Raw genomic sequence first — 12,348 nt, 5'->3', positions numbered from 1 at the left:
GACATGAGCGAACCGCGCAGTACCGAATCCCGCAGCATCCCGCTGGCCGTCGTCGAAGGCGGCACGCTCGGCCATGGGGTTTTGGAGCCGGGCGCCAAGCAGCTTGCCGGCCACAAGATCGGCCGTTCCCCGGTGCAGTTCCAGGATGCCCCGGTGTTGCGCAAGCCGGCATGGATCCGCGTGCGCTTGCCGGCCGGCAACGCCGTGCAGCAACTCAAGTCGAAACTGCGCGAGAACCGCCTCGTCACCGTGTGCGAGGACGCCAGCTGCCCGAACATCCACGAATGTTTCAGCCACGGCACCGCGACCTTCATGATCATGGGCGAGGTGTGCACGCGCCGTTGCAGTTTCTGCGATGTCGCGCATGGCCGCCCCAAGCCGCTCGATCTCGATGAGCCGCGTCGCCTCGCCACCACGGTCGCGGACATGGGCTTGAAGTACGTCGTCATCACCAGTGTCGATCGCGACGATCTCCGCGATGGCGGCGCCCAGCACTTCGTCGACTGCATCCGCGAAACGCGTGCGGCGGCGCCGGGTATCCGCATCGAAATCCTGACGCCCGATTTCCGCGGCAAGGGCCGCATGGAGCGCGCGCTCGAGATTCTGGCGCAGGATCCGCCGGACGTGTTCAACCACAACATCGAAACCGTGCCCGATCTCTATCGCAACGTGCGTCCGGGCGCCGACTACGCGTGGTCGCTGGAATTGCTCAAGCGCTTCAAGGCGCAGCATCCGGAGGTCGCCACCAAGTCGGGAATCATGCTCGGCCTCGGCGAGACGCAGGAACAGGTCGAAGCCACCCTGCGCGATCTGCGTGCGCACGACGTCGACATGATCACCATCGGCCAGTACCTGCAGCCGTCACCGGCGCATCATCCGGTACTGCGCTACTGGACGCCCGAGGAGTTCAAGGCATTCGAGGACTACGGCATGGCGCTGGGCTTCGAGCACGTCGCCTCCGGGCCGATGGTGCGCTCCAGCTACCACGCCGATCGCCAGGCCGCCGAAGCCGGCCGCCACGCTGGCTGAACGGGCGTTTCCGGCCAGTACTTATGGCGCTGGCGTCGCGCGCCCGGCACCCTGAATATGGCAGAGTGAACGTTCACGCATCCGGCGTGTCCAAGCATCAATACAGATTCTCGAGGATTCCATGAAGCGACGCAGTGCAGTGCTGGCCCTGGCTTTGGCGATTCCGCTCGCGCTGGGCGCGGCGGTGGTCACCCGGCATCCGCCAACCGCAGCGGCGGCACACGGCCCGCTGGCCCAGAACGCCGACCAGACGGTCACCGCGCGACTGGTCTACGGCCTGTTGTCGAACAGCCGCTACGCCTATCGTGCGCAGCCGCTCAACGATGCCCTCTCGAAGGAAATCTTCAAGAAGTATTTCGACGCGCTCGACGGCAACAAGATGTATTTCACCGCTGACGAAGTGGCGGGATTCGAAGCGCAACGCGCCGGCTTCGATGCGGCGTTCAGCAATGGCGACATGAAGGTGCCGTTCGCGATCTTCGAGACCTATCGCAAGCATGCGCGTGAACGCATCGCGGCGCAGCGCGCGCTGCTCAACCAGGACATCTTCACGTTCACCGGCAACGATCGCTTCGAATACGATCGCGAGAAAGCGGCGTGGGCCGACAAGGCCACGCTCGACCAGCTGTGGAAGCAATCGGTGCGCAACGACTGGCTGCGCCTGAAGCTGGCGGGCAAGCAGCCCGACGACATCCGCAAGACCCTCGACAAGCGCTACGCCAACGCGATCAAGAATGTCGACGAGCTGGACTCGGAAGACGTGTTCCAGTTGACGATGAACGCCTACACCAACGCCACCGATCCGCATACAGATTATTTCAACCCGCGCGCGGCCGAACGCTTCAACCAGCAGATGTCGCTGTCGTTGCAGGGCATCGGTGCGCAACTGCAGAAGCAGGATGATGTCGTCATCGTGCGCGAACTGGTGCCGGGCGGCCCGGCGGCGATCAGCAAACTGCTGCGGCCCGGTGATCGCGTCGTCGCGGTCGGGCAGGGCGCTTCCGGCGCGATGGAAGACGTGATCGGCTGGCGCATCGACGATGTGGTCGAGAAGATCCGTGGCGCCAAGGGCACGCGCGTGCGCCTCGGCATCGTGCCGCCGAACGCGCCGGTCGACAGCAAGCCGCGGGTGATCGCGCTGACGCGCGATATCGTCAAGCTCACCGAAGATGCCGCCAAGGGCGAAGTCATCAACCTGCCGGCCGCCAATGGCATGCCGGCGCGCAAGGTCGGCGTGATCAAGCTGCCGAGTTTCTACGAGGATTTCAGCGCGCGTCGCAGCGGCAATGACTACGCTTCGGCATCGCGCGACGTCGCCCGCCTGCTCACCGGCTTCAAGGCGCAGAACGTCGATGGCGTGGTGCTGGACATGCGCAACAACGGTGGTGGTTCGCTGGGCGAGGCGGTGCGCATCACCGGCCTGTTCGTCGATACCGGCCCGGTGGTGCAGATCCGCCAGTCGGGTGGCCGCGTCGAAGTGGATGGCGATGATGATGCCGGCGTCACCTGGGCGGGCCCGCTCGCGGTGCTGGTCAATCGCGGCACCGCGTCGGCATCGGAGATCGTGGCCGGCGCGATCCAGGATTACGGTCGTGGCTTGATCATCGGCGAAACCACCTTCGGCAAGGGCACGGTGCAGAACCTGGTCGATCTCGATCGCTTCCCCAGCACGCGAAAGACCCAGTTCGGCCAGGTCAAGATGACGATCGCGCAGTTCTTCCGGCCGTCGGGTTCGAGCACGCAGAACAAGGGTGTCGAACCGGACATCCATTTCCCGGTGACGGTGGATGCCAGCAACTTCGGCGAAAGCATGTACGACAACGCGCTGCCGTGGTCAAGCATCCCGGCTGCGCCGCACCAGCAATACGGCGTGTTCGGATCGATCCTGCCGCAGCTCGATGCCAGCCACGAGGCGCGCATCAAGAGCGATCGCGAATACCAGTGGTTGCTGGAAGATCTCGCCGAGTTCAAGGCGCTGAAGGCCAAGCACTATCTCTCGATGAACGAGGGCGAGCGCCGCGCCGAACGCGAGAAGAACGAGACCAAGCTGAAAACACGCCAGGCCGAACGCAAGCGTCTTGGCTTGCCGCTCGATCCGCTGGCCGATGACGCCACCGACGACGGTTTGGCGGGCAGCGAACGCGACATCGCCAAGGAAGCCGCGCGCGAGAAGCTGGCCGAGAATCGTCCCGATCCGCTGTTGCGCGAATCGGCCGCGATTCTTACCGACGCGATGGGCCTGCTCGCGCACGATTCGCGCCTCGCCAGCCAAGTGTTGCCGCAATCGGGCAATGCGGTGACCTGGGTGCGCTGATCGATTCGACCGCAAGAAAATTCTGGCGACCTTCGGGTCGCCACGTTAGCCTTGTGCAGTCATGAGTACCCATCCAACTGCACATCCACCCAGCCGAACTGCGGTCGTTCTCGCGTTGGCGGCGGTCTACGTCATCTGGGGTTCGACGTATCTGGCGATCAAGCTGGCGCTGGAGGGTGGCTTCACGCCGTTCTGGCTCGGCGCCATCCGCTTCCTGATCGCCGGCAGCATCATGTTCGTCTTCCTGCGCTGGCGCGGCGAAGCGACGCCGACGCGCAAACAGTGGGCGAATTCGGCGGTGATGGGCCTGCTGTTGCTGTTGTTCGGCAACGGCTTCGTCAACTATGCGGAACAGAGCGTGTCGTCGGGCCTTGCGGCGGTCGCGGTGGCGTCGGCGCCGATCTGGATCGCGTTGTTCGCATGGATGAAGGGCGATCGTGCGACGCGGCTGGAATGGATCGGGGTGATGATCGGTTTCATCGGCGTGATCTGGTTGAACGCCGGCAGCAGCCTGCGCGCGTCGCCGGCGGGATTGATCGCGTTGCTGATCGCGCCACTGGCGTGGTCGTTCGGATCGATCTGGAGTCGCGGCCGCGACCTGCCGTCGCCGTTCATGACCTCGGCCGCGCAAATGCTGTGTGCAGGCGTGGCGATGAGCGTGGTCGCGCTCGTGCGCGGCGAGCGCATGCCGATGCCGACGCACCATGCGATCGCCGCCGCGGCGTATCTGGTGGTGATGGGATCGCTGATCGGCTTCAGCGCCTATGTCTGGTTGCTGCACCACGTACGTCCGGCATTGGCGGGCAGTTATGCCTATGTCAATCCGGTCATCGCGGTGGTGCTGGGCGCGCTGCTGGTGCACGAGCGCTTCAGTGCCGGCGACCTGATCCCGATGGCGATCATCGTGCTGGCCGTGCTGGCGATGACGCTGGGCAAAGCCGCTCGTAGCAAGTCCACACAGGCGAAGCGATGAACGACAACGCTGATCGCGAAGTATCGCGCGGCACGTGGATGGCCGCTGCCAGCTTCGTGCTGTGGGGCGTGATGCCGCTGTACTGGCATGCGTTGAAGTCGGTGCCATCGCTGGCCATCGTCCTCCAGCGCATCGTCTGGAGCGCATTGTTCGTCGGTGCATTCCTGATCTGGCGCGATGGCCGTGGCTGGCTGCGCAACGTGCTGGTGCAGCCGCGACTGCGGGTGATGCTGGCCACCAGTGGCGCGTTGATCGCGTTCAACTGGGGTCTGTACATCTGGGCGGTGAACGCCGGCCACGTGGTGGAAACCGCGTTGGGCTATTTCATCAACCCGTTGCTCAACGTGTTGATCGGCGTCGTCTTCCTGCGCGAGCGACTGCGCCCGCTGCAATGGCTGTCGGTGGCGATTGCCGGCGCGGGCGTGCTGTGGCTGACGTTCGATTACGGGCGCCTGCCTTGGATCGCGCTGGCACTGGCTGTTTCATTCGCGTTGTACGGGTTGATCCGCAAGCTGGCAGCGGTGGATTCGGTGACCGGCCTGGGCGTGGAAGGCGCCTATCTGTTGCTGCCGGCGCTGTTCATGCTGGCCTGGCAGACCGGCCATGGCGGCAGTGGCTTCGACCAGGGCGCCTGGATCTGCGGTCTGTTGGTGGTGTCCGGCATCGTCACTGCGCTGCCGCTGGTCGGCTTCGCCTATGCGGTGCGGCGGGTGTCGTTGACCAGCATCGGTTTGATGCAGTACATCGCCCCGACCCTGCAGTTCCTGCTCGGTGTGTTCGTCTTCCACGAAGCCTTCGACAGCGCTCGCCTGATCGGGTTCGTACTGATCTGGGTCGCGCTGGCGCTCTTTGCAGGAGAAGGTTTGCTGCGCACGAGCGCCGCGGCCGCGAACAAAGTCACGCAGCCGGATTGATCGGGCTCGTCCCTACTGGTTCGGATCCGCTGGCCCGATCGTCAGCAACGTCAGGCCGACCGGCGCCGCCGCACCATCGCCCTGTTCGGTGGCGAGTGCCCCCTTGGCGCGCACGCGATAACCGTCGAGCTTGAACACGTCGACGATGTCGCTTTGTGCCACCAGTTCGATGTCCTGGATGCTGTCGACGCGCTTGAAGTCGGCGTGGCTGCTCGCCAGCGGTGACACGCAGGTCGGCGCATCCAGCTTCAACAGCAGCGCCTTGCGCGTCATCTTGCCGGGCGCGGTGACGTCCTTGGTATAGGCCTTGCCGACCAGGACGCTCTGCGCCGGCGAATAGTGCAGGCAGCCATCGTTCGCGACCGGGTCGACCGGGGCCGGCTGTTGCTTGCAGGCGGACAGCGCCAGCGCCGACAGCGCCATCATCATCAATGGAATCTTGTTCATGCGATCTCCTTCCAGACCTCGCGGGTCAGATTGATCGGGGCATCATTGGTGCAGGCGACGTCGTCCTCGATGCGGATGCCGCCATACGGCTTGAAGCGTTCCACCGCGTTCCAGTCGACGCTGCGTTCCAGGCCCTTCGCTTTCAGTTCGTCCAGCAGCATGTCGATGAAATAGAGGCCGGGCTCGATCGTCACCACCATGCCCGCCGCCAGCGGGCGCGTCAGGCGCAGATAGGGATGACCGTCTGGCTTGGGCAGGGTGCCACCGCGGTCGCTTTCGGCGAAACCGGCGACATCATGCACCTGCAGGCCGATGCCGTGGCCGATGCCGTGCGGGAAGAAGGCGTTGCTGACGCCGCTCGCCACCGCTTCCTCGGGCGACACCGTGATCACGCCGAAGTCCTTGAGCACGCCCGACAACGCAAGATGCGCATCGAGGTGGATCTGGCGGTAATCGACGCCCGGGCGCACCTGCGCGCACATCGCTTGCTGGGCGGCATCGACGCGTTCGATCATCGCCGCGAAATCGTCGTGCTGCGCCGAATACGTGCGGGTGATGTCGCAGGCGTAACCGGCGTGGCTGGCACCGGCATCGATCAACAAACTGCGATACGGCTTGGGCGGCACGCGATCGAGCCCGGTGTAGTGCAGCACCGCGCCGTGCTCGTTCAACGCCACGATGTTCTGGTACGGCAGTTCGAGCGCATCCTGGCCGGCGGCCTGGCAATAGGAAAGGTGGATGCCGAATTCGCTGGCGCCGGCGCGGAAGGCGCGTTCCGCCGCACGATGGCCGCGCACGCCGCGGCGGGTGGCCTCGCACATCATCGCGATTTCATATGCGGTCTTGTAGCCGCGGTGGTACTCCAGGTACTGCACCACGTCCGCGGGATTGTTGGGGACGAAGGTGTTGCCGAGCGCGCTCTGCGCTTCGCCGAGGATGGCCGCACGTGCGGTCGCCGACAGATGCTGTTTCGCTTCGTCCGGCGTGCGGATGGTGATGATGTCGAAATGATCGACCCAGTAGCCGCTTGGCGCCTGCGGCACCACGTGCCAGTAATCGCGCGGTTGCAGGAAGATCAGTTTTGGCTTCTGTCCCGGCGTATAGACCAGCCAGCTGCCCGGCGCGCGCGTGACCGGCAGCCAATGCTTGAACTGCGGATTCACCGCGTAGGGATAGTCGCGATCATCGAATACTTGGTAGTGCAGGGTGCCGCTGGGGACCACCAACTGGTCGTGGCCACCGCGCTGCAACGCAGCGTCGGCGTGGCGTTTGACGGTGTCGAGATGGTCGGCGTAGAGGCCAGCAAGGGACGGCTCGGACATGGTCGGATCCTGGCGGAGACGGCCCCATTGTCGCCCAACGCAGATTCGGCGGGCGTGTTCAGCGGGCGTGTGCGTTCGTCGCGTGGTTGGCGCTCGCCGGAGCATGTTCTCCCGCGCCGCACCAGGCCGCGATCTGCTCCATGGTGGCGGGATCGATCAGGATGAAGCGCGCGCCGACCAGATCGCGGCCCTGTGCGGTATCGCGACCGCTCCACATCACTTCGACGCCGCATTCGATCTGGCCACCGCCGAGCTCGCCGGGCAGGGCGAACGTCCACTGGTAGAGGGCGCCGGTGTGCAGTCCGCCTGCGGCGGTGCCGCCACCGCGCACGATCTGGAGGCCGGTCGCGCACAGGTTGCCGACGCGGCCGACGATGGCGCCGGTCAGGGCGTCGACCACGGGGATCGTCGCGTGCACGTCGCGGCGCGCGGTGTAGCGGTTTTCCACGCTCATGCCACGGCCTGCATTTGTCCGGAGAAGAGCCGGCCAAGGCTTTCAAGCGTGCCGAGCGTGGTGGTCCAGGCGCGGTCGAGCAGGCTCATCTCGTGTTTGCGGGCGACGTGCATCTGTCCCGATGCCAGCAATCGCGCCAGTTGATCCAGCTGCATGTCGGCGACGCGTACGCCGCGACGATTCACCAGCAAGGCATGTCCGGTGATCCGGCTGTACCAGGACAGGCGGCGCCTGCGCACGTCGCCCTGCTGGTTGATGGTGAAATCCAGCCAGCAGCCGAATGGCAGGGTGCAGACGTGGCGATAGCATTCCTCTTCGCGCGTGTTGCGTGGTTGTGGCAGTTCCGCCGCCAACTGTTGCGCTTGTGACGATTCGCCGAAGCGCGGTCGCGCCCGCATCATCGTCACCAGTTCCGTCATCGACATCCGCGACCCGGTGCGTGGCATGGCCGCGCTGCGACTCAATACATGCGCGACTTCACCCGCTTCTTCGGCGTGATACCCGGTGCGCTTGAGGATTTCGCCGATCGATTCCTGCAGGTCGACGTCCTGTACCGCGTCCGCCGCGGTGACGATTTCGAGCATGCGTCCGCTCAGGCGTTCGTGGCGTTTCCAGAGATCGGAATGTTCATCGTGGCGCATGCGGATGAAGGCGAGTGCGTCCTGCCAAGCGGTGCGGATCAGCAGTTCGATCTGCGGGCGCAGCGTGATGCCGGCCAGCTTCTGGTCGATCAGCGACTTCGCCGCTTCGCGCGCGACGGCGATGCGTTCGTGGCCGCGCGCCGCCTCGATCTGGTGGCGCTCCGCGGCTTCGCTGCGTTGCGCGTGCGCCTGATGGGCGCCGGCGAGCTCCTCGTGGATGTGTTCGAGCACCGTGCCATCGCCGCGGTATTCCTCCTCCACACGCTTGACCGCATGGGTCAGCGCCGCGTCGAACTGCGGATCGTTGTCGGCCTCGCCGGCGATCGCGGCGCCCGATTCCGCCACGCGGCTCATGATCTGGCGACCGGGATGCGTCGGCAACTCGAAGAATTCCTGTCCCGACAACGCCATCCGCATCAACGGGATCTGCAGGCGCTTGAGCAGGTCGAGCGCGCCGGATTGCGTGCGCATCTCGCGGAACAGGGTTTCATACAGCATGCCCAGCAGTTCGATCGAATCGGTCTGCTGCTGCGACAGCTGCGCCGAGCCGCCGGGCAGCGATTTCGCGCGCGCCTTCAGCTCGTCGTGCAGGTGGCGGATGCCGAGTTGGCGGCCATTGCCATCACGCGAAGACAGCGAGTCGAGCAGTTCGGCGACGATGTGCGGCGGCAGCGCCACCGCGTTCGATGCGCCAGCGTTTGCCTGCTGCGGACCGCGCCCTTTCGCCTTCGCCAGCAGGGTGCGCGCATGTGCGAAACCGGGAGACGAGACTGCGCCGACGAAACGCTCGCGGGCGTCCGCGCTGCGTGCCTCGGGTTGATCGAACCAGCCAACATCGGCGTTGGCAGCGACCTGTCGATGAGGCACGGCCGGTGTCGCCGACTGGCCCGACGCGTATCCGGCCTGTTCGGCTTCGCCATGTGCTTCGGTCGGCGCACGCGACGATGTTGCGCGCTTCAGCGATGGAATGAAGGTGAGCCCGGGCAGGATGCTGGCGCTTTCCAGTTCCTTGTTGATGCGGCCCACCAGCGCCGGATAGTCATGGAACAGCGCGTTCGCCAGCGCTTCCGTCAGCAGGCGGTGCGGGAAACCCTCGCCGAAGACATGGTGCGATGCGCGATCGATGGCCTGGATCATCCGGCGTGGACCGACCGGGATGCTGTCGGCATCGAAGGCGGGCGTGCCAGCCAGTACGCCGAAGCGTTGGCCAAGCAGGTACAGCGGCAACTTGCACTGGTTCGTCACCTGGCCGATGCCTTCGGCCTGCGGCGGCGCGACGTTCTCCCCGGCGTCCGCCAGAGTCCAGTGTGCGGAGGAAGACCACAAGTCCACCTGCTGCGGCCCTTGCTCGCGGTCGCGGATGGTCGCCAGTTCGTGTTCGATCTGCTCCAGCAGCGCCGGCAGCACTTCGCCTGATTTGATCGACAGGTGCTTGCAGTGCGAGAACAGGATGATGTCCTGCGTCGCTAACGACGGGTTGCCGATCATCAATGGCATTTCATCGCGCAGGCTGGCCAGCGCCTGTCGCACCGGATGGGCGAGCCCATCGGCACATGCGGCCATGACTTTCGAGATCGCGTTCTGCACGCGGGGCGGCAACGCACGAGGTTGCCCGAATCCGAGACCATCCATAGTTCTTCCCTTGGCGCGATCCTGCACCTGGATATTACTTGCGGTGATGTTAGCGGTTATTTCACGGAAATCAGTGCCGGGCTTCACAAAAACAGCGCAATCACGTCATTTGTGAACCGCCGTCCCAACTCTGTCGGGATGACATGGGCATCCCGGACATCCAACCAGCCGCGCTCTGCTGCGATCGCCAATTCGCGGCCGATCGTCGCAGCCTCCAGGCCGGTGCGTTGCTCATACAGTTTCAGGCTGAAACCGGCGTTGAGCCGCAGCGCATTGAGCATGAAGTCGAATGGACGCCGCGCCGACACGATGTCCTCGTCGCCACCGATGGCTGCCGCGTCGCCGGCATCGCGCAGGTAGGCATCGGGATGCTTCAGCTTCCAGCGCCGCAGGATGCGTTGTTCGGCGCCCAGCGTGAGCTTGCCGTGCGCGCCCGCGCCGATGCCGAGGTAGTCGCCGAAGGTCCAGTAGTTGAGGTTGTGCGCGCACTGGCGATCCGGCCTGGCGTAGGCGCTGACTTCGTATTGCGCGAATCCGCCGTCCGCCATCAACGCCTGGCAACGCTCCTGCATGTCCCAGGCGAGATCGTCGTCGGGAATGCACTGCGGCGGTTTCGCCGCGAACAAGGTGTTCGGTTCCAGCGTCAGCTGGTAATGGCTGAGATGCGCGGGCGACAGTGCGATGGCGCGTTCGACGTCGTGTTCGGCCATCGCCAGTGTCTGTTGCGGCAGCGCATACATCAAGTCGAGGTTGAGGTTGTCGAGGCCGGCGTCCTGCGCCGCCTTCACCGCGCGCTCGGCATCGCCACTGGAATGGATGCGTCCGAGTCGCTGCAGGCAGCCATCGTCGAAACTCTGCACGCCGAAGCTGAGGCGATTGATGCCGGCCGCACGATAGCCCGCGAACGGCCCGTGTTCGACCGTGCCCGGATTGGTTTCCAGGGTGATCTCGGCGCCGGGCGCGATGGTCAGGCGCGCGCTGGCCTGTTGCAGGAAGCGATCGATCCGTTCCGGCGAAAACAGGCTGGGCGTGCCGCCGCCGAAAAACACCGAATGCACCACGCGCCCCCACACCAGCGGCAGGTCGTGTTCGAGGTCGCGGATCAGTGCGTCGATGTAGTCATCGTAGGGGGCGTCGCCGCGCAAGCCATGCGAATTGAAATCGCAGTACGGGCATTTGCGCACGCACCACGGCAGGTGGACGTAAAGCGACAACGGCGGTGGCGTGAGCGTCAGCTCTTGCGCGTTCATTGTGGTTGCAACAGCTCGTGCAATCGCGCCATTGCCTGTCCGCGATGGCTCAGGCGATGTTTGGCGGCGGAATCCAGTTCCGCCGCACTCAATCCGAGTCCCGGGACCACGAACACCGGGTCGTAACCGAAACCGTTGTCGCCGCGCGGTGCGTCGAGGATGCGGCCTTCCCAGGTGCCCTGCGCGATGATCGGTTGCGGATCGTCGGCATGGCGCAGCAATGCCAGCACGCAGACGAAGCGCGCCGTGCGTTGATCGTCGGGGACTCCGTGGATCTCGCGCAGCAACTTCTCGATGTTCGCGGCACTGTCGCCGTGGCTGCCGGCGTAGCGTGCCGAATACAGTCCGGGCGCACCGTCCAGTGCATCCACGCACAGTCCGGAGTCGTCGCCGAGCGCCGGCAATCCGCTGATGCGCGCGGCATGACGCGCCTTGATCAATGCGTTTTCGACGAAGGTGAGTCCGGTTTCCTCGACATCATCGATGGCGAATTCCGATTGCGGATGGAAATCGAATCCCGTGCCCGCGAACAACTCGCGGAATTCCGCCAGCTTGCCGGCGTTGCCGCTGGCCAGCACCAGTTTCACGACTGCGCCAGCGCCGCCTGTTGCGCTGCGAACAACTGCCTGCAGCCGGCTTCGCCCAAGGCCAGCAAGGCATCGAGTTCATCGCGACGGAAGGCGTGGCCCTCGGCGGTGCCTTGCAGTTCGATGAAACCGCCGCCGTCGTTCATCACCAGGTTCATGTCAGTGTCGCAGGTGCTGTCTTCGGCGTAGTCGAGATCGAGCACCGGAACGCCGCGCCAGATGCCGACCGAGATCGCCGCGACCGCGCCATGCAGCGGATTGCGCGCGATCATGCGCTTGGCCAGCATGCCGTTCACCGCATCGGCCAGCGCCACGTAGGCACCGGTGATCGCAGCGGTGCGGGTGCCGCCATCGGCCTGCAATACGTCGCAGTCGAGGGTGATGGTGTGTTCGCCGAGCGCCTTGCGATCGACGCAGGCGCGCAGCGCACGGCCGATCAGGCGCTGGATTTCCAGGGTGCGGCCGCCTTGCTTGCCACGCGAGGCTTCGCGATCGCTGCGGGTGTGGGTGGCGCGCGGCAGCATGCCGTATTCCGCCGTGACCCAGCCTTCGCCCTTGCCGCGCAGGAATGCCGGTGCCTTGGCTTCGACGCTGGCGGTGCACAGCACTTGTGTATCGCCGAAGGCCACCAGTACCGAACCTTCGGCGTGGCGCGTGTAATGGCGAGTCAGGCTGACCGTGCGCAGTTGGTCGGCGGCGCGGCCGCTGGGGCGCTCAAGGACGCTCATTTTCCGGGATTTCCTGCGGAACGGCGCGCGAGTTTACCATTCACCCCATATTTCCCA

Annotated in this window: 11 protein-coding genes; 4 read left to right on the top strand and 7 right to left on the bottom strand. The window is 65.2% G+C overall.

The window, feature by feature from the left end:
• Positions 1 to 3 precede the first annotated feature (3 nt).
• The 4 genes from lipA (at position 4) to rarD (ending at position 5,230) form a co-directional block, all read left to right on the top strand.
• On the top strand, positions 4 to 1,029 hold the full coding sequence (lipA, locus tag Lysil_RS00160; RefSeq protein ID WP_103074882.1) for a lipoyl synthase: 1,026 nt from the start codon (positions 4 to 6) through the stop codon (positions 1,027 to 1,029).
• A 121-nt stretch (positions 1,030 to 1,150) separates the two neighbouring features.
• A complete protein-coding gene (locus tag Lysil_RS00155) occupies positions 1,151 to 3,343 on the top strand; it encodes a carboxy terminal-processing peptidase (protein ID WP_103073586.1) in 2,193 nt (730 codons plus the stop codon).
• 61 nt (positions 3,344 to 3,404) lie between these two features.
• Positions 3,405 to 4,316: a drug/metabolite exporter YedA gene (gene yedA / locus Lysil_RS00150; protein ID WP_103073585.1), complete on the top strand. Its 912-nt coding sequence runs from the start codon at positions 3,405 to 3,407 to the stop codon at positions 4,314 to 4,316.
• A complete protein-coding gene (gene rarD / locus Lysil_RS00145; protein WP_103073584.1) occupies positions 4,313 to 5,230 on the top strand; it encodes an EamA family transporter RarD in 918 nt (305 codons plus the stop codon). Before yedA ends, rarD begins: the two co-directional genes overlap by 4 nt.
• Before the next feature lie 12 nt (positions 5,231 to 5,242).
• On the opposite strand, the gene Lysil_RS00140 is transcribed toward rarD, so the two are convergent.
• From Lysil_RS00140 to rph, 7 genes are all read right to left on the bottom strand, one after another.
• The gene (locus tag Lysil_RS00140; protein ID WP_103073583.1) at positions 5,243 to 5,677 is read right to left on the bottom strand and encodes a hypothetical protein; all 435 of its coding nucleotides are present in this window, start codon (positions 5,675 to 5,677) and stop codon (positions 5,243 to 5,245) included.
• Positions 5,674 to 6,999, bottom strand: coding sequence for a Xaa-Pro dipeptidase (pepQ, locus tag Lysil_RS00135; protein WP_103073582.1), 1,326 nt, complete (start codon positions 6,997 to 6,999; stop codon positions 5,674 to 5,676). Before pepQ ends, Lysil_RS00140 begins: the two co-directional genes overlap by 4 nt.
• A gap of 58 nt (positions 7,000 to 7,057) precedes the next feature.
• A complete protein-coding gene (locus Lysil_RS00130; RefSeq protein WP_103073581.1) occupies positions 7,058 to 7,453 on the bottom strand; it encodes a PilZ domain-containing protein in 396 nt (131 codons plus the stop codon).
• Positions 7,450 to 9,726 carry a DUF1631 family protein gene (locus Lysil_RS00125; protein ID WP_103073580.1) on the bottom strand — a complete coding sequence of 759 codons (2,277 nt, stop codon included), beginning with the start codon at positions 9,724 to 9,726 and terminating at the stop codon, positions 7,450 to 7,452. The genes Lysil_RS00130 and Lysil_RS00125 overlap by 4 nt, the downstream gene beginning before the upstream one ends.
• Before the next feature lie 83 nt (positions 9,727 to 9,809).
• Positions 9,810 to 10,976 (bottom strand): radical SAM family heme chaperone HemW, encoded by a 1,167-nt coding sequence (gene hemW, locus Lysil_RS00120; RefSeq protein WP_103073579.1) that lies wholly within the window; start codon positions 10,974 to 10,976, stop codon positions 9,810 to 9,812.
• On the bottom strand, positions 10,973 to 11,563 hold the full coding sequence (gene rdgB, locus Lysil_RS00115; protein ID WP_103073578.1) for an RdgB/HAM1 family non-canonical purine NTP pyrophosphatase: 591 nt from the start codon (positions 11,561 to 11,563) through the stop codon (positions 10,973 to 10,975). Before rdgB ends, hemW begins: the two co-directional genes overlap by 4 nt.
• Positions 11,560 to 12,291, bottom strand: coding sequence for a ribonuclease PH (gene rph / locus Lysil_RS00110; RefSeq protein WP_103073577.1), 732 nt, complete (start codon positions 12,289 to 12,291; stop codon positions 11,560 to 11,562). The genes rdgB and rph overlap by 4 nt, the downstream gene beginning before the upstream one ends.
• Between the last annotated feature and the right edge of the window lie 57 nt (positions 12,292 to 12,348).

This window comes from Solilutibacter silvestris (assembly GCF_002895945.1).
Lineage (GTDB): Bacteria > Pseudomonadota > Gammaproteobacteria > Xanthomonadales > Xanthomonadaceae > Solilutibacter > Solilutibacter silvestris.
The sequence above is the reverse complement of the archived record's forward strand: the minus strand, read 5'-3'. Positions and strand labels throughout refer to the sequence as shown.